This is a genomic window from Aeromonas sp. R7-5, assembly GCF_040908015.1.
Taxonomy (GTDB): domain Bacteria; phylum Pseudomonadota; class Gammaproteobacteria; order Enterobacterales; family Aeromonadaceae; genus Aeromonas; species Aeromonas caviae.
In genome coordinates this window covers 14,190-32,443 of sequence record NZ_JBFOCZ010000022.1, presented here as the reverse complement: position 1 = coordinate 32,443, position 18,254 = coordinate 14,190, and the positions used below count along the sequence as shown (strand labels likewise).

Sequence of the window (18,254 nt, the reverse complement as noted above, 5' to 3'; positions counted from 1 at the left end):
TCCGACTTCACCCAGCTGATCCAGGTCTCCATGGCCTACCGCAAGATCGACTGGGAGCACACCGTTGCCGGCACCTCTGGTGCGGATGACTGGCGTGCGCCGATCGAAGCGTAATTCCGAGCCAAAGGGCACTGCTTGCGGTGCCCTTTTATCGTCTCTGCAAGGACAACCTGCCCGGAGACCGTATTTCCGATTTTTCAACCCACGCATTTTTTCTTCTGTCCGTTTGCCTGGTGTGAGCGGGTGCAAGAAAAAATCCGAGTTTACGTCTTGCCGCACGCCGTCAAGGGCGTGCGGCAGCCATGGTGAAAGAAAAATCCAGGCGATGGCGAAGCTCTCACACGGCTTGATGTGCCCCACCTGATGGGGCCGCACGATATTTCAGGGGCGCGCAGCGATGGCAGACAGCACAGGATTACAATTTACCGTCAAGGTAGGGGCCCTGCCCGAGAGCACCTTCGTGGTGGCCGAGTTTGCGCTGGATGAGGCGTTGAACCGGCCGTTCAGCCTGCGCCTGGAGTTGGCAAGCGCTCAGCCCGACATCGACGTTGGCGCCGTGCTGGACCAGCCCTGCGAGCTCTTGGTGTGGTACAGCGGCGAGCTGCAGCGCCGGGTGTGCGGGGTGGTCAGTGACTTCGCGCAGGGTGACAGCGGTTTTCGCCGCACCCGCTATCAGCTCATGGTACAGCCGGCCCTGTGGCGGCTGTCACTTCGCCAGAATTCCCGCATCTTCCAGGCACAGAAGCCCGATGAAATCCTCAGCATTCTTTTGCAAGAGCATGGCATCACCGACTATGCCTTTGCGCTCAAGAATGAGCACGCCAAGCGGGAATACTGCGTTCAATATCGGGAGAGCGATCTCGATTTCGTGAACCGCCTCGCCGCCGAAGAGGGGATGTTCTACTTCCACGAGTTTGAAGCGGGCAAGCACCGCATCGTGTTTGCCGACGACGCGGCGGCATTGACTCAAGGCCCCGAGCTCTTCTTCAACCTCGGCAATCGTTCCCTCGAGCAAGGCCCCTATGTGCGCCAGTTCCACTACCGCGAAGCGGTGCGCCCCTCGGATGTGGAGCTCAAGGACTACAGCTTCAAGACCCCGGCTTATGGCCTCTCTCACAAGAAGCAAGGTGCAGAGCTTGAGCACCAGCGCGATACCTACCAGCACTTCGACTATCCGGGTCGCTACAAAGCGGACCAGAGCGGCAAGGCGTTTGCTCAGCATCGGCTCGATGCCCTGCGCAATGACGCGGTGGCGGGCAGCGGCAAATCCAACAGCGCGGCCTTGCTGCCGGGCCAGACGTTTTCACTCACCGAACATCCCAACGGCAGCTTCAACACCGACTGGCAAATCGTGCGTATCCAGCACACCGGCCTGCAACCGCAGGCGTTGGAAGAGGAGGGGGGCAGCGGCCCGACCCTCTACCACAACGAATTTGGGGTGGTGAAAGCGAGCACCACCTGGCGGGCACGCATCGGCAGCCCGGAAGCCCCCCACAAGCCCATGGTGGATGGCCCGCAAATCGCCATGGTGGTGGGCCCCGACGGGGAGGAGATTTACTGCGACGAGTACGGCCGGGTGAAGCTGCAATTCCCGTGGGATAGATATGGCAGCTCCAACGACCAGAGCTCCTGCTGGGTGCGGGTATCCCAAGGCTGGGCCGGCGGTCAATACGGCATGATGGCCATCCCGCGTATCGGCCACGAAGTCATCGTGAGTTTCCTGGAAGGGGATCCCGACCAGCCCATCGTGACCGGACGCACCTATCACGCCACCAACCGGCCGCCCTACGAGCTGCCGGCCAACAAGACCCGCACCGTGCTGCGCACCGAGACCCACCAGGGTGAGGGTTTCAACGAGCTGCGTTTTGAAGACCAGGCGGGGCAGGAAGAGATTTACATCCACGGTCAGAAAGACCTGAACGTGCTGATAGAGAACGACGCCGCCTGGCACATCAAGCATGACGAACACAGAGACATCGACAATGAGCGGATGACCCGCATCAAGGCCAATGATCACCTCACTGTGAACGGTGAAAAACGGGATCACATCAAGGCCGACTATTCACTCGGCGTTGACACCTCCATGCACCAAAAACTGGGTGACAGCTGGCTGACACAGGCCGGGCAGGAAGTGCACGTCAAAGCCGGTGCCAAGGTGGTGCTGGAGGCGGGCTCAGACATTACCGTCAAGGTCGGCGGCTGCTTCATCAAGGTCGATGGCGGCGGCGTCACCCTGGTGGGGCCCACCATCAAGATGAATTCGGGCGGCAGCCCGGGTGCCGGCTCGGGATGGGGCGGCAAGTCACCATTGGGCCCTCTGGGTGTCAGTGTTCCCTCCAAACCCAAGGTACCGCTCACTCCTGCCCAACTGGCCACCATGAAGAGTGCCGCCCCTTTCTGTGAAGAGTGTGAAAAATGCAAGGAGGGTGGCTGTGAGATTTGAGAGCACACCGCTGGAAGCGTGGATACAGAGGCAATCAGCCCCTCTTTATGCCGTGCTGGCGGGGGCCTGCGATGCGGCTCCCTTGCAGCACTACTACCAGCTCGATGGCCGCGAAACGCCACGCGGGCTTTATCTCGGCACCCCTTATGAAGACTGGCATCCCGTCATGCCCTATCTGGTGGCCCTCGACAAGGAGAGCCCCTTTATCGAGTGGGCGCAGGGCGCCGAGGCGAGAGACTGGGGCTGGATAGTGGCGAGCGAGCAACCTGTCGATGCCCTCTATGCCCATCTGCAGGGGCTGACCCAGATCTGGCACCAGGGGGAGGCGGTCTTCTTCCGTTACTGGGATGGTGTTTATCTGAAACGCATTCTGGTCCAGCTGGGAGAGGGCTTCACCGCCCTGCTGCCAGGAGTGAACGGGATCTGGGTCGGAGGGGACGGCTTCGAATGGGCTGCGTCAGAAGCCGCAGCACCACGCGCATTCCCCTGGTGGGTGCTGCCCCCCGCCATTGCCGCGACCTTGGCGAGACAGGATCCCGCCCCTCTTATCAACAACCTGATGCAGCAGTTGGCGGATCACAACGGTCAGCTCTACTGGGCGTTTCCCGAGGCGAACCTGCGCTGCAAGGTCGCCCGCTTTGTTTCCCGTCATCCATCCCCCGATATCGATCTGTTTCCGGCGCTCGAAGCGGCGCTGATCAATGAGGTTCAAGCATGAGCAATGTCGGCCAGGCCGTCTTCAACGAAGTGATCGCCGATTATCGCAACGTCCTGAGTGCCTATCGCAAGGATGCCGAGAGTTTCTTCCTGGGTGACATGCTCAGCATGGACATGGAGCAGACCATCAAGGTGGGCGACAAGACCATCACGGCATCGTCCGGCAGCAAGAAGGCGCAGTCCGTGGTGACGCAGTGCCCGCTGAGCGGCACGCTGCGGCTGGTTCATCTGTTCGAATCCGTCAGGTTTATTCCCATCGGCAATACCCCGTACAAGGTGGAGGCGGGGAAACTGGTGCGCGGACGTTTTGTCAGCGAGGCGGTAGCCAAGGAAGGAACCCTGGATGCCAAGGGTATTGCCGAGGTTGGTAAGCTGACCCCGGGCAAGTCCTATCGGGTGACCTTCTACCCCAATGTGAAGAAGAGCGACCTGGATACGCTGTTTGCCTCTTATGCCCCGGTTCAAAAAGACCTGGAGACATGGCTCACCAAGGAGTGGAACAGTGAGCACAAGGCTGCGTGGGCCCGTTACAGCGGCACTGGTGGCGGGTTTGGCAGCCATGCGCTGGCGGCGGCAAGCGGTATCGGCAAGGCCCTGGTCGGGGTGTGGGACGATCTTAAAACCATCTACAACCTGCTGGCCGATCCGGTAGGCAACGCCAAAAAGCTGGCCGAGTTCGGCGTGGACGCAGCGGCCATGACCAAGGCCGGAGCCTCCCAGATGGAAGCTGCCATGCTGGTACTGCAAGATGAGGCGCTGCTTTATCTTTATGCCTATGCCCTGGTGTGCTGGGTCAAGATGCTGCCCCCGGATCAGCAGACCGAGTTTGGTGCTCAGGTAATTTCGTCGGTACTGATTGACGTGATCATCGGGGTGGTACTGACCGGCGGGGCAGGTCTGGCTGCACGCTATGGTGCCAAGGCTGCCACCATGGCCAAGAACAGTGACCGGGTCATGCGACTGGTCACTTCCCTGGTCGATCTCTCCAGGAAACACAACCTGGCCCAGCACGCCCAGCAGGCGAAAAAGGTGCTGATCACCGGGGCTGCACCGTTGAGCCCGGCCAAAAAAGCGGATCTCAAGCTGGTCGATGGCAATGCCAACACGCTGGTGGAAAAAGGCACGGCGGCCAAACGCCGGTTCCAGGGACACACCGAGATCAAGCAGGTGAACAAGACACCTGATGCCTCCAAGCAGGCAGTTACCCCGAATAACCGCCCCCATCAACCGGAAGCCAGCACCTGCAAAAACAACTGCCCGGTCTCCATGGTGACGGGGGAGGAGTTGCTGGCACTGCAAGATGGCGAACTGCCGGGTCTGCTTCCCTTTGTCTTCGGGCGCCTCTATCGCACCTCCGCCGTCGCGCAATCCTGCGGCATGGGGCTTGGCTGGACGCATGCCCTTGCGCACCGGCTTGAACGTCACGGCGATACCCTGACTTGGTGGGATGAGGAGTCCCTGGCAACGGAACTGCCGTTGCCATCAGCCGCCAGACCCATGGTGACCAACCTGCTGTCGGAGGCGGCGGTCTACCTCGGTGACGAGGCTGATGAAGTGATCCTGGCCAAGGCTGGTTCGCCGTTCCTGCATTTTACTTGGCATGGCGAGATCGGGCGGCTGACCGGTTTTTCCGATCCCTACGGCAATCGACTGACAGTGCGTTCTGACCGTCAAGGGCGCCCCGCCTGGGTTGAAAATGAGGCTGGGCTGGCCCTTCGTCTCGCTTACGAGGGCGACCACATCATGGCGCTCGAGTTGCAGCGCTTTGATGGCATTGCCTGGCAGCCCCAGGCCACGCTGCAACGCTACCACTACGATGACCATGGTCACCTGGTAGCGGCCGAGAATGGGGCCGGGGAGTGCGAGCGGTATCGCTATCGTGATGATGGGGTCATTGTTGAGCGCCGTCTGGCTGGCGGTGCCGGTTTCTTCTGGGAGTGGGAAGGGGAAGGCAAGGCTGCCCGCGCCATCCGCCACTGGAGCGATGTGGCGGGTTTTGATGTCACCTATGGCTGGGATGATGACAAGGGCGAGGTGACGGTACTCAATGCCGATGGCAGTCAGGAGGTGTATCAGCACGACAGCCAGGCACGCCTTGTCCGCCAGCAGGATCCGGATGGTGCGATAACCGAGTTTGCCTACAACGGCAAGGGTCAGAAAGTACTGGCCCGTGATCCGCTGGGGGCCGAGACCCATTATCACTACGACGAAGAGGGGATGTTGGCCCTCGAAGTGGCTCCCGACGGCAGTCAGACTGCCTATCACTACTGGGATGGCCGGGTTCGCAAGGTAGTGCAGGGGGAGCGCGAATGGCGCTTTGAGCACAATCCGCAAGGGGATCTGATTGCCAGGCGGGATCCCCTGGGGAACGAAACCCGTTATGGCTATACCCCTCAGGGCAAGCTGTGCTCTGTGGTTCACCCGGACAGCACCCGCACCGAATTGGTATGGAACCGCCTTGGCCAGCTGATCGAAGAAAAAGGGGTCGATGGCGGGATAAGCCGCTGGCGCTATGACGAGCGGGGCCGCCAGATCGTGCGGCAAGACCCGCGTGGCGCAATCACACGCTATGAATGGGACGCGGCAGATCGCCTCAGTGCCGTCCATTTGCCCGGGGGCGGCATTCGCCGCTATGAGTACAACGCCTATGGCAAGGTCACGGCGCAGTGGGACGAGCTGGGTCGCGAGACACGTTTCGAATATCACCCCGGCCTGCATCTGGTGAGTCGGCGCATCAACCCCGATGGCAGCGAGCTCAAATACCGCTACGACAACGCCAAGCTCTTTCTCAGCGAGATCGAGAACGAGCATGGTGAACAGCATCGTATCCATTACCATCCCAACGGGCTGGTGGCACGGGAAACCGGCTTCGATGGTCGCACCACCGCCTACCGATATGATCTCAACGGACGCCTGAGCGAAAAAGTGGAGTTCGGCAAGCAGGGGACCGAACTGGTCACCCGCTATGAGCGCGACCCCATGGGGCGCTTGCTGAAAAAATTCCTGCCAGATGGTCGCGAGATCGCCTTCGAGTATGACGGCCATGGCCAGCTCATCCGGGTCGACGACGGTGCCTGGCCCCTGGCATTTGACTACGATGGTGCCGGTCATCTGGTGGCCGAGCATCAGGGGTGGGCCTCAAGCCATTTCCGATACGATGCCATGGGACGGTTGTCACACTGGCAACTGCCTGACGGCAACCGGCTTGGCTATCACTATCAGCACGGCGCGCTTGGCGGCATTGATCTCAACGGCGCCGAACTCACTCGCCACCAGGTGGTGGGTGGGCTTGAGCTGCGCAGGCAGCAAGGGGCGCTCACCCAGCAGTACGAATATGACGAGCAGGGGCGCCTCTCGGCACTGCGTTTGCAGCGGGGCAAGCAGGTCGCCCGCGAGCGGCGCTATGGCTATGACAGAACGGGCAACCTGCTGCGCATCGATGACAGCGTGCAGGGGGAGCAGCACTACCGCTACGATCCGCTGGACCGCTTGCTGGAGGTGCGGGGCGAGCTGACCGAGCGCTTCTTGCATGATCCGGCCGGCAACCTCCTGGGTGAACGTTCGGGTAGTCAGTTCGATGGGGCCCGCACCCAGGGGAACCGGCTGCTGTTGAGTGGCGATCGCCACTTCGAGTACGACGAATTTGGCCGCTTGGCCCTGGAGCGGCGCGGCAAGGGTCAGCAACTGGTGACCCGCTATCACTACGACTGCCAGCACCAGCTGGTGAGGGCCGAACTGCCCGATGGCAGCACCGCCTGTTATGACTACGATGGCTTTGGTCGCCGCATTCGCAAGACGGTAAAGGGTGCAAAAGGCGAGCAGGTTACTGAATTCCTGTGGCAGGCCAACAACCTGATTGCCGAGAGCTGCTATCTGCTCGGGGACGACAAGCATCGTACTGACGAGCAGTACCGCAGCTTTATCTATGAACCCGGCAGTTTCAAACCCCTGGCACAGCTGGAAGGGGAGGGGCAGAAGGCCGAGGTATTCCACTACCAGCTTGACCACCTGGGCACGCCCTTGGCACTGACCCGCACAAGCGGGGCCACCGCCTGGCAGGTGCGCTATCGAGCCTATGGCAATGTCTGGCGTGAAGAGATCGCCGAGGTGGCAACCCCCTTGCGTTTCCAGGGGCAGTATTTTGACGCCGAGACGGGGCTTCACTACAACCGCCACCGTTACTACCAGCCCGACACGGGTAGATTTATCACCCCCGACCCGATAGGCTTGGCTGGCGGGCTGAATAACTACCAGTATGCCCCCAACCCTACAGGCTGGGTGGATCCGCTGGGATTGGTGAAAAATGCAATAATTGGGATCTGTAAACAGGTTACTAAAACAGTCAGCGTAATATCTCAGCGACAAGGTGGCCCGTTAAAGCCACCGAGTGTGGGTGGTAGCAAACCTGATTTTTATGTCGGGCCAAGCGGTCCAGACGCAACTTTGCCGAGCACTGGGTATCGGTATATGCGATATCTGAACGATGATGGTACTGTGAATAAGTTTGCTCAAAAAACTATTGATATGGGGGAAACGCGACTCTCATATTTCGGTTTTGATAAACTTAATACAGGAGATCAGGTTACAGAGGCGTTTCAAATAAAAGCTCCGAAGCATGTTAAACCTGATGATGTTAGAGGTTCATGGAGTGATGGCCGATTAAGGGTAAAGTTTGATACATTACAACTATATGATGATAAGGGTAAGCCTAGAGTTCAGGTTCCTAAAAGTCATGGTGGTGATGGGCCAGAGTTAGAGCCATTCACAAAAGCTTATCCTGAGTATGGAAAAGGTGGTTCTAGGCAGTTAGTACCACAGGATGGACAGGATATATACATAAAGGCGGATAAGGTAGATATATTGCCAGGAGAATGATATGGGTAGACATAAATTAAGAGATGATGCAAAAAGATTGATAGAAAATCATCTTTTAGGTATAGATCCAGATGCTAAACGTTTCATCGATATAATATCTGACGATCAACGCCCCATTCCAATTAGAGCGATATTTGAACATATTAGTACTTTTAGCAAAAAGCCATTCAGTTCCGCGGAAAGAGATTTGGTAGATGAGCTAATGTATTTATATGGATAAACTAACCCTGCTAGGCTAAGCGCTTGTATTAATATGTGCAGGGCATAGGGTTAAACCGTCACTCACTTGCAGAGACAGCGATGTATCGGTTCAAGCAGTTGTTGGCGGGGAAAGTCAGTCTGCGTGACTACAACGGCCAAGTGGGAGAGGTAATTGTAGTTGTCTAATCATCCCGGACACTATTTTAGATGATACAGTTGTCATCATAATGTGGACACATAATCAGTATTTTATGCTTGATGAGTTCTTGTTGAAATTAAAACCTGTCGATGGCACGTTGGAAATGATGAAGAATACAACAGCACCTGATGTTTCGAAAAAACTGGAAGGCTTGAGGCGGTCAAAAAATGATTGTAATTAATAGAAGTGCAGCTTCTGAAGAAAAGGATTACTATCACTTGCAGCCAGTCGTTGATTATCTTTTAAGTAAAGGGAATGTCTCTCACAATGATTTCTTATGGGGGAACAATAGAACAGGCTACTTTTGCCACTTGGAGAAAGGCATAGACTTTGATGATCTATTGTCAGCTTTTGAGTTTCCCTACACGATTAAAATAAATAAAAAAGAACATACTATCGATTGCCTTACTACATATAGTTTAATTAAGGGGGCAATAGGTAGTAAATTGTAAATGAAAATAATATTGCTAGCCTTCGAGGTGTTGAATGTTATTGTTTGCCATGAAAACACTATCAGAATGCCAATGTTAAGTTGGGTGGTGTGTTTTCTACTCGCCATAGAAATTCAGTGACATAGACATTCTGATGTCTAAGCATGAGGGTGTCTAATGTTCAATTTAACTCTGCACAGCAGAACGTCTAAGCTATAGAAAAATGTAATATTAGCTTTCATAACTTAGCAATGAATTTAACTCTGAACATCGCTAAATTAATAAATTTAACCAACTCAAAGCACTGTAATAAAACCTATGAAGAAACTCTTTCCAATATGCCTGCTATTTATGCTTGTTGGTTGTGCCAACCAATCAAATTATTTATCTGATACCAAGTTACAAAATGCCGCCCAGCAGGGCCAGGGTAAGGCGCAATATGAGCTGGCCAACCGTTTGGCAGCGAAGCCGGATTATCCTGAGGCGATGCGCTGGATGAAGCAGGCTGCCGATCAAGTGGGTCCGCTGGCGGCAGATGCCGATATTCGGGGCAAGGCCGCACTACAGGTGGGAAGCTGGTATCAGGCGGGGTTGGGAGAGCCCAAAAATCCTGTACTGGCCAGGCAGTGGTGGCAGCGCTCCGCCAAGTTGGGCAATGGGGAGGCCAGCTATCAACTGGGTCAGGAGTGCCGGCAACGGCACAAGGGGAAGCTGGTCAGTGAGTGCCTCAACTGGTTCGAGCAGGCCGCCAAGCGGGATCATGGAAATGCCCAACTGGTTCTGGGGCAGTGGTATGCAGGTCAGGCGGGGGCCGATGAAGAGGCCGTCAAGTGGCTGGAGAAAGCCGCCGAACAAGGGAATCGGGATGCCCAATTCCAGCTTGGCGCTCGCTATGAGCAAGGGAAAGGGGTGATAAAACGCGCCGATCTTGCCCTGCGCTGGTATGAGAAAGCCGCAGCCCAGCAACAGCCGGACGCTTTGCTGGTACTGGCGAGCAAGGCGCCCTCTGAAAAGGCATTCAGCCTCTATCAGCGCGCCGCCAATGCAGGGGCTGCTCCTGCCCAGCTGTGGTTGGGGCAGGCCTATCTGAGGGGGGATCTGGTTGCCCAGGACCTGGCGCTTGGCCGTTATTGGCTGGAGCTGGCGGCAGGCAATGGTTCCCATGACGCCGAATATCAATTGAGCCTGCAGCAGAGCGATATCACCGCACGTGAGCACTGGCTGAATCTGGCTGCTGCGGGGGGGGTGAGCCAGGCTCAGCTTGAACTGGCGACCCTGCAACAGGAACGGGGGGAGTTGAAAGCTGCGCGCAAGAGCCTCTCTCTGGCCGCCTCGCAGGGCAATGTCGAGGCTCGATATGCCTACGGCGAGATGCTGCGACTGGGGCTGGGTGGTGAGGCTGATTATACCGAAGCCATGAAACAGTATCGGGCTGCGGCAAACGCCAATCATCGGCAAGCACAATATCGCATGGGCATCATGCGTGAGCAGGGATGGGGAGCCCCCCGCAATAGATTGCATGCTTATGCATGGTATTTATTGGCCGCAACGGATGGCAATATTGATGCAACCGCCGCCAGCCGTGAACTTGAAAAAGGCATGACGGCACAAGAAAAAAGTGCCGGTCAAAAACTGGCGCAGCACTGGTTCATCAGGCTGGATAAACACGGTGAAATGGGGCAGACGTCAGAGGGCATATGATGCCATTCCCATAACATGAATGAGACATAGTGATAAAAATAACAGTTAGTGGATAAAGCCATTTCCCACTTATTATCACCACCCAATACCGCCTTGATAATGCATCCTGGCGGTTTTTTTGACAAAAATAACATCGGATGTTGTCAGAAAAATCTCTTTTTGTGTTCTGAAAATGAGCGAAGTTTATGGCTTACCATGAGAATTCATGAAGATTTAAAATCAGATTTTTCCTATTTAACTCTTCACTAAATACAACTTTCCTACACTTTTTGTCTCAAGTTTACATTTTGGTGGGTTGAGTTCATCTTGTTGTTTTTATTAGGTTTTGCGCATTTATTTTGATTTTTATACATTTGCAAATATATTTCTCGTTGACGTTGTCATCATCAAAAATATACCATTAGCCACAAATGACTCTTTAGTCAATCATGATCTCTAACGAAGAGTAGAGACGTAATCGGATTGTATTGAATAACAAGCTGAATGCTGCCTTTTTGATATCCTGGCTCTCTCCTGGAATATATCGAAAAGGCGTGGTTGATTGATGCTTTTTTGTTCATTTTCGTCCTGAGCACGTCAACTGTCATTTTTTACAGTTGCCGACAAAAGCATTGGCTATAAGCTTTTGGGTCTTCATGGATCCTCAACTTGGTATCTAGAGCATGGGAAAAGGGATTGATGGCGCCACTGTCGCGCCCAAAGAACGTATCAATATCAAATATGTACCGGCAACCGGTGGCCAACAGGCGGAAATAGAGCTTCCGTTGACCATGATGGTGGTCGGAAATATGAAAGGGCGCTCTGAAGAGACCCCCATTGAGGAGCGTCAGACCGTCTCCATCGACAAGAATAATTTTTCTTCCGTCATGAAAGAATCTGCACTGGAGCTGAATTTTTCGGTTCCCAACCGCCTGGAGGAGAACAGCCAGGACGAGTTGCCCGTGTCGATCAAAATCCAGTCCCTGGAAGACTTCACCCCTGACAGCGTTGCCCAGCAAGTGCCCGAGCTGCGCAAGCTGCTGGAACTGCGTGAGGCGCTGGTTGCCCTGAAGGGGCCGCTTGGCAATATCCCCGCCTTCCGCAACCGTCTGCAGGATCTGCTGTCCAGTGACGACGCTCGCGAGCAATTGCTCAAGGAGCTGGATTTGATTAAGCCTGCCGAGTGATCAGCAGATTAATTGACTGACTTATAAGGAAAAATTATGTCTCTGGTCGAAGAACAGGTTCAAGCGGGGGCGAGTGCAGCCTCCTCGTCCCTGCTGGACGAAATCATGGCGCAGGCCCGCATCACCCCGGTGGATGAGGGTTACAGCGTCGCCAAGCAGGGCGTTGCAGCCCTGATTGCCAACATTCTGGACAGCGGCACCACCACAGAGCCGGTGAACAAGGCGCTGGTAGACAGCATGATCGTCGAGCTCGACAAGAAGCTCGGCAAGCAGATGGACGTCATCCTGCACGCCAAGGAGCTGCAAGAGCTGGAGTCCTCCTGGCGCTCCCTGAAGCTCCTGGTGGATCGCACCGATTTTCGCGAGAACATCAAGATCCAGGTGCTGCACGCCACCAAGGAAGAGCTGCTGGAAGATTTTGAATTTTCTCCTGAAATCACCCAGTCCGGCCTCTACAAGCACGTCTATTCCAGTGGTTATGGCCAGTTTGGCGGACAGCCGGTCGGTGCCGTGATTGGTGACTACGCCTTCACCCACAGCTCCCCTGATATCAAGCTGATGCAGTATGTCAGTGCAGTGGGGGCCATGGCCCATGCCCCCTTCATCTCTTCCGTCGCCCCCGCCTTCTTCGGGGTCGACAGCTTCACCGATCTGCCCTCCATCAAGGACCTGAAATCGGTATTCGAAGGGCCGGCCTACACCAAGTGGCGCTCCCTGCGCGAGTCGGAAGATGCCCGCTATCTGGGTCTGACTGCACCGCGCTTCCTGGCTCGTCTGCCCTATGATCCGACCGAGAATCCCATCAAGGGCTTCAACTATCAGGAAGAGATCAGCTCGAACCATGATCACTACCTGTGGGGCAACACCGCCTATCTGATGGGCACCTCCCTGACCGACAGTTTCGCCAAGTACCGCTGGTGCCCGAACATCATCGGTCCGCAGAGTGGTGGCGCCATTCACGATCTGCCGGTGCATGTCTATGAGGCCATGGGTCAGTTGCAGGCGAAGATCCCGACCGAAGTGCTCATCACGGATCGCCGTGAATACGAGCTGTCGGAAGAGGGCTTCATCACCCTGACCATGCGCAAGGACAGCGACAACGCCGCCTTCTTCTCCGCCAATTCGGTGCAAAAGCCCAAGGTGTTCCCGAACACCAAGGAAGGCAAGGAAGCGGAAACCAACTACAAGCTGGGTACCCAGCTGCCCTACATGTTCATCATCAACCGCCTGGCCCACTACATCAAAGTGCTGCAGCGCGAGCAGATCGGTTCCTGGAAGGAACGCCAGGATCTGGAACGGGAACTCAACAACTGGATCCGTCAGTTCGTGGCCGACCAGGAGAACCCCCCTGCGGACGTGCGTAGCCGTCGTCCCCTGCGCGCCGCCCAGATCAAGGTGCTGGACGTGGAGGGGGAGCCGGGCTGGTATCAGGTTGCCATGGCCGTGCGCCCGCACTTCAAGTACATGGGAGCGAGCTTCGAGCTCTCTCTGGTAGGTCGTCTGGACAAGGAATAAGGCCCGATGCCGCATCTCTCATCCTGGGATAGAGGCAATGCGGCCAGCCTGTTTGATCGCATCCGGGGGGAGGGGCTTGGCTCCTCCCCCCGTTCGGAAGTGGATGAACTGGTGGACTCCGTCAAACGGCAGCTCGATCAGATCCTCAACACCCGTCCCGGCAACTGTCGCAGTGCCCCCGAGCTTGGCGTCATCGATCTCAATGACGCCACCCAGGGCAGTGCCGACATCAAGGGGCGGATCCGGGAGGCGATCCGGCAATGCATCCGCCGCTATGAGCCGCGGATCGTGCATGTGGAAGTCCGTTCACCCGACTATCAGGCGAGCCCGCTTGAGATGACGTTTCAGGTGACGGCCCACGTGCGGCTGGAGCAGATCGAGCAAGTTACCTCGTTCAACGTCCACATGGACAGTCACCGTCACTACCGCATGGTCTGATCAATGTCGCTGGAACATTACTTCAGGGATGAACTGGCTTTTTTGCGCCTGCAAGGGCGCGAATTTGCCGACGCCTATCCCGAGCTCACCCGTTTTCTGTCGGAGCAGAACACCGATCCGGACGTGGAGCGCCTGCTGGAGGGGTTCGCCTTCCTCACGGGCAATCTGCGCGCCAAGATTGAGGATGAGTTTCCCGAGCTGACCCACGGTCTGCTCAACATGCTCTGGCCCAACTACCTGCGTCCCGTGCCCAGCATGACCATCATGCAGTTTTCGGTCATTCCGGGGGCCATCGCCCAGCCAGCGCTGGTCAGGCAAGGTTGTCAGCTCGACAGCCTGCCCCTGGACGAGGTGACCTGTCATTTCCAGACCTGTCACGATACCTGGGTCTATCCGGCTGATATCCGCCACATCGCCGCCCAGAGCGGCAACGATCTCTCCACCATCTCGCTGGACATCGCCCTGCATGCCCCTCTGCCGCTGAGCGAGTTGCAGCTGGACAAGCTGCGCTTTTTCCTTGGTGGTGACAGCTACACCGCCTATGAGCTCTACTTCTGGCTCTCCAACCAGCTCTCCCATATCGAGCTGGAGATCGACGGCAAGCGCTTTCGCCAGGAGGCCAAGGCCCTCAAACCGGTCGGCTTCGAGCGCGGCGATGCGCTCTTGCCCTACCCGAACAACGTCTATTCCGGCTACCGGATCCTGCAGGAGTATTTCTGCTTCCCGGAAAGCTTCCTCTTCTTCGAACTCTCCGGTGGCGACTGGCCCAAGCAGCCGTTGCCGGTGAGCGAATTCAAGGTGCACTTCTGCTTCGACCGGCCGCTGCCGGCGGAGCTCAAGATCCGTCCCGACTCCTTCATGCTCAACTGCGTGCCGGCCATCAACCTGTTCCAGCACGACAGCGAGCCGGTCAATCTCAATGGCCGTCAGGCGGAGTATCCCCTCAAGGCAAGTTATCGCCATGCCGACAGCTTCGAGATCTTCTCGGTGGATCAGGTGGAGGGCTGGGTCGAGGGGAACCTCGGCCGCTCCCGCGGCACACCGCGCATCTATCAGCCGTTCGAGAGCTTCCAGCACCAGATCGAGCGGGCCAAGCAGCGGCTGGCGCTCTACTACCGGGTGCGGGTCAAGGAGGCGGTGAGCGGGGATGGTTTCGAACACAGCCTCTCGTTCGTGCGCGGGGATGAAACCACCACGGTCGAACTGGATGAATCCATCTCGGTGACGCTCACCTGCACCAACCGCTCCCGCGCTGCCCGTCTCAAGGTGGGCAGCGTCTGCGTACCGACCGGCAGCTCGCCCTCGTTTGCCACCTTCCGCAACCTGATCCGGCCGACCCGGCCGCTGCGCCCGGCGCTGGACGGCAGTCTGCACTGGACGCTGATATCCAACCTGTCGCTCAACTATGTCTCCCTGCTGCGCCGCGATGCCCTGGTGCAGGTGCTGCGCACCTACGATTTTCCGGCGCTGCACGACAAGCAGGCGGAGCAGGCCTCGCGCAAGCGGCTGGCGGGGATCGAGGAGATCGAGACCAAGCCGGTGGACCGGCTGGTGCGTGGCATGCCGGTGCGGGGGCTCAAGTCGGTGCTCTCCATCCGCCAGTCCGCCTTTGGCAGCGAAGGGGAGCTCTATCTGTTCAGTACCGTGCTGGCCCACTTCTTCTCGCTCTATGCCAGCGTCAACGCCTTCCACCTGCTTGAGGTGGTCAATCTCGACAACAAGGAGCGCTACCAATGGCCAGTCCAGATCGGTCAGCACTCCCTGATGTGAACGCCGCCCGGGAGGCGCCCCGCTTCAACTTCTTCCAGCTGGTTGAGCTGCTCAACCGGCTCGATGGCGCCGATCAGGAGCGGGGGCTCGACTACCTGCCAGGTGACGAGAACATCCGTTTCAAGGCGACCGCTTCCTTGGGGTTCCCCACCAGCGACGTGCTGCAGATTGGCCGGGACGGGCAGGGTCGTCACGAGCTGGAGGTGGCCTTCCTCGGCCTGCACGGCAGCCAGTCGCCGATGCCCGGTTATTACCTCGATTCGCTGGCGTGGGAGTACGCCCAGGGGGAGCAGAAGCTCGGCCTGTTTCTGGACTTCTTCCACCACCGTCTGCTGACCCTGCTGCACCGGATCTGGCGCAAGTATCGCTACCACGTGCGGTTTCAGGACAACGGCGAGGATGGTTTCTCCCGCCTGATGTTCGCCCTGGTGGGGCTTGGCAATGAGGCGGTCTGCCAGAGCCTGCCGGTCAACCGGGCCAAGATGCTCTCCTATGCGGGCATGCTGGCCAGCCCCAGCCGCTCCCCCGAGGTGGTGGCCGGTCTGGTGGCCCACTGCTTCGATCTGGCCGACGTGCAGGTGAGCGCCTGGCAGTGGCGCAAGGTGCCTATTCATCAGGATCAGCAAAATCGCCTCGGCGGCGCCTGCGCCACGTTGGGGAGCGATTTTGTCATCGGCGACAAGGTGAATGACTGTGCCGGCAAGTTCTTGTTGAAGATCAACAACCTGAGCTTTGGCCAGTTTCTCGGCTTTCTGCCGAACGGGGAGCACTTCCAGGCTCTGGTGACCTTCGTCTCCTTCATCCTGCGCGATCAGCTGGCCTGGGATCTGCGCCTGGGGTTCGGCCAGGAGCAGGCGAGGGGGTTGAGGCTGGGGGAGGAGCAGAGTGCCCGCCTGGGGTGGAGTACCTTTCTCGGCCAGCCGCCGAGTGATCCGTTTGTGACCATTTGTGTGCAGGAATAAGTGCAGGAATAAGTGCAGACATCAGCAGCGCAGAAAATTTAACTACAGGAATCAGTGCAGGAGTAACTGTGGACGATTTTAACCAGCAACTTTCCCTGGTGGTGCTCAACAGCGAACAGCTCGACGGCAGCCAGCAGGTGCAGTACCGCTTCGACGAGATGGGGGGGACCCTGGGGGCCTCCGAACAGGATGACTGGCAACTGCGCGATAGGCTGGGGGCAGTCATGCCTGCCCACGCCCGCATCGAGCTCAACGACGGTCGCTTCTGCCTGTGCGATCTGAGTGGCCAGACCTATATCAACGGTGCCACCTCACCCATCGGGCGGGCCCGCAAAGTGCATCTGGAGCAGGGGGACGAGCTCGTGGTCGGCCCGTTCCGGCTGCGCGCCTACCTGGGGGTCATCACCCCCGAGCAGAGCCTGCAACAGGTGCTGGGCAACCGCCCTACCGAGCAGCTCGACGAGTGGCTGACCAGCGATGAGCCCGTTGCGCCCGCAGACGATCCGCGCACCCTGGCGGCCGATCCCTTGCTGGCATTGCAGCAGGAGCGCAGGGCTCCCAATCCGTTGATGGATGGCCCGCTGGCGGACGGTCGCCTGCAGGCTTCACTGCGTTCACAACTGGATGTGGACGTCCCCCCTCTTGCCCCTTTTTCTGCTGTCGAGAACACCATGAACCAAGAATTTCTGGATATGCCTGCCATCGAGAACCATCCCGATTATCAGCTGTCGCTGGACGGCGTCGATCACGTAGCCCTGACCCCGCTGATGCGTGGCCTGGGTCAACCCTTGCAATTGCAGGACACCCAGCAGGCCCACGACATGCTCGAAGAGATGGGCAAGACGGTACGGGCCATGGTGGAGGGGCTGCTGCAACTGCAAAACGAACAGGCGGCGCTGGCGGACAAGCACCTGCGCCCCATCGAGGACAACCCGCTGCGCCTGGGCCTTGATTATGACGAGACCCTGGCGGTGTTGTTTGCCGAGCAGAAGAGCCCGGTCCACCTGAGCGCGCCGGCGGCGGTGGCCGAGAGCCTGCACAACGTGCGCATCCACCATGTGGCTAATCAGCAGGCCATCGGCGCGGCGCTTGACAGCATCCTGCAGGCGTTTTCGCCACAGGCCCTGCTGGGGCGCTTCGAGCAATACCGCCGCAGCGGTGCACCGGGCACGGCCGACGAAGGCTGGGCCTGGGACATGTACCAGCACTACTACCGCGAGCTCACCTCCGCCCGCCAGCAGGGGTTCGACAAGCTGTTCCACCAGGTGTATGCCCAGGCCTATGACCAGGCCGTGCGTCAGCAACAGGGACTGATTTGATGATACGAGCGCTGATGCTGGGCGCCGCGCTGCTGGCCCTGGCAGGTTGTACCACCATGGGCAAGATGGCAGACGTGGCCATGAACCCGGATATCCAGGTGGGCAGCAACAATGATCAGCCCTCTACCCTGGGGCTGAGTCTGCTGGCGGAGCCTGACGTCAACCCCAACGAGAGCGGGGAGGCGGCACCCATCGAGTTTCAGGTGGTGCTGCTGGCGGAAGATTCCAAGCTGCTTGCCACCGACTACGACCAGGTGACTGCGGACGTGGAGAAGGCCCTTGGCAAGAACTACCTGGACCACCAGGACTACACCCTGCTGCCGGGCCAGTTCAAATACCTGCCCCCCATCAAGCTCGACGAGAAGACCCGTTACATCGGGGTGATCGCACGCTACGCCGACCCCGACAGCGCCGAGTGGCGCAAGGTCATCAAGATCAAGAGCAAGGGAACGGCTTATCAAATCCTGGTGCACCTGCGCCTGGATGAAGTGGAACTGCAAAAAGAAGAAGAATAACC

The 18,254-nt window shown here is 57.8% G+C and carries 13 protein-coding genes and 2 pseudogenes; all 15 read left to right on the top strand.

The genetic code is table 11. The annotated features are described in order from the left end of the window. Positions 1-114: pseudogene (locus tag AB5Y53_RS07690) on the top strand (type VI secretion system tube protein Hcp); the annotation flags it as partial. A gap of 283 nt (positions 115-397) precedes the next feature. Continuing rightward, positions 398-2,443: a type VI secretion system tip protein VgrG gene (locus tag AB5Y53_RS07685; protein WP_368181537.1), complete on the top strand. Its 2,046-nt coding sequence runs from the start codon at positions 398-400 to the stop codon at positions 2,441-2,443. Beyond that, a complete protein-coding gene (locus AB5Y53_RS07680; protein WP_368181536.1) occupies positions 2,433-3,161 on the top strand; it encodes a DUF4123 domain-containing protein in 729 nt (242 codons plus the stop codon). The genes AB5Y53_RS07685 and AB5Y53_RS07680 overlap by 11 nt, the downstream gene beginning before the upstream one ends. Further along, positions 3,158-8,035, top strand: coding sequence for an RHS repeat-associated core domain-containing protein (locus tag AB5Y53_RS07675; RefSeq protein ID WP_368181535.1), 4,878 nt, complete (start codon positions 3,158-3,160; stop codon positions 8,033-8,035). The genes AB5Y53_RS07680 and AB5Y53_RS07675 overlap by 4 nt, the downstream gene beginning before the upstream one ends. A gap of 1 nt (position 8,036) precedes the next feature. Continuing rightward, a complete protein-coding gene (locus tag AB5Y53_RS07670) occupies positions 8,037-8,255 on the top strand; it encodes a hypothetical protein (protein ID WP_183148595.1) in 219 nt (72 codons plus the stop codon). A 47-nt stretch (positions 8,256-8,302) separates the two neighbouring features. Next, positions 8,303-8,422, top strand: a pseudogene (locus AB5Y53_RS07665) (IS5/IS1182 family transposase); the annotation flags it as partial. Positions 8,423-8,602: 180 nt separating this feature from the next. Continuing rightward, on the top strand, positions 8,603-8,887 hold the full coding sequence (locus tag AB5Y53_RS07660) for a hypothetical protein (protein ID WP_368181534.1): 285 nt from the start codon (positions 8,603-8,605) through the stop codon (positions 8,885-8,887). Positions 8,888-9,217: 330 nt separating this feature from the next. Continuing rightward, positions 9,218-10,567 carry a tetratricopeptide repeat protein gene (locus AB5Y53_RS07655; protein ID WP_368181538.1) on the top strand — a complete coding sequence of 450 codons (1,350 nt, stop codon included), beginning with the start codon at positions 9,218-9,220 and terminating at the stop codon, positions 10,565-10,567. 662 nt (positions 10,568-11,229) lie between these two features. After that, positions 11,230-11,733 carry a type VI secretion system contractile sheath small subunit gene (gene tssB / locus AB5Y53_RS07650; RefSeq protein ID WP_041215379.1) on the top strand — a complete coding sequence of 168 codons (504 nt, stop codon included), beginning with the start codon at positions 11,230-11,232 and terminating at the stop codon, positions 11,731-11,733. Between the two features lie 36 nt (positions 11,734-11,769). Beyond that, positions 11,770-13,248: a type VI secretion system contractile sheath large subunit gene (tssC, locus tag AB5Y53_RS07645; protein ID WP_042015701.1), complete on the top strand. Its 1,479-nt coding sequence runs from the start codon at positions 11,770-11,772 to the stop codon at positions 13,246-13,248. A gap of 6 nt (positions 13,249-13,254) precedes the next feature. After that, positions 13,255-13,686 carry a type VI secretion system baseplate subunit TssE gene (gene tssE / locus AB5Y53_RS07640; RefSeq protein WP_368181533.1) on the top strand — a complete coding sequence of 144 codons (432 nt, stop codon included), beginning with the start codon at positions 13,255-13,257 and terminating at the stop codon, positions 13,684-13,686. Between the two features lie 3 nt (positions 13,687-13,689). Continuing rightward, entirely contained in the window at positions 13,690-15,456 is a 1,767-nt protein-coding gene (tssF, locus tag AB5Y53_RS07635; protein ID WP_183148594.1) for a type VI secretion system baseplate subunit TssF, read from the top strand. After that, the gene (tssG, locus tag AB5Y53_RS07630) at positions 15,420-16,418 is read left to right on the top strand and encodes a type VI secretion system baseplate subunit TssG (RefSeq protein WP_368181531.1); all 999 of its coding nucleotides are present in this window, start codon (positions 15,420-15,422) and stop codon (positions 16,416-16,418) included. Before tssF ends, tssG begins: the two co-directional genes overlap by 37 nt. Positions 16,419-16,486: 68 nt before the next feature. Beyond that, positions 16,487-17,737 carry a type VI secretion system-associated FHA domain protein TagH gene (tagH, locus tag AB5Y53_RS07625; RefSeq protein WP_368181530.1) on the top strand — a complete coding sequence of 417 codons (1,251 nt, stop codon included), beginning with the start codon at positions 16,487-16,489 and terminating at the stop codon, positions 17,735-17,737. Next, positions 17,737-18,252, top strand: coding sequence for a type VI secretion system lipoprotein TssJ (tssJ, locus tag AB5Y53_RS07620; RefSeq protein WP_041215374.1), 516 nt, complete (start codon positions 17,737-17,739; stop codon positions 18,250-18,252). The genes tagH and tssJ overlap by 1 nt, the downstream gene beginning before the upstream one ends. Positions 18,253-18,254: the final 2 nt, after the last annotated feature.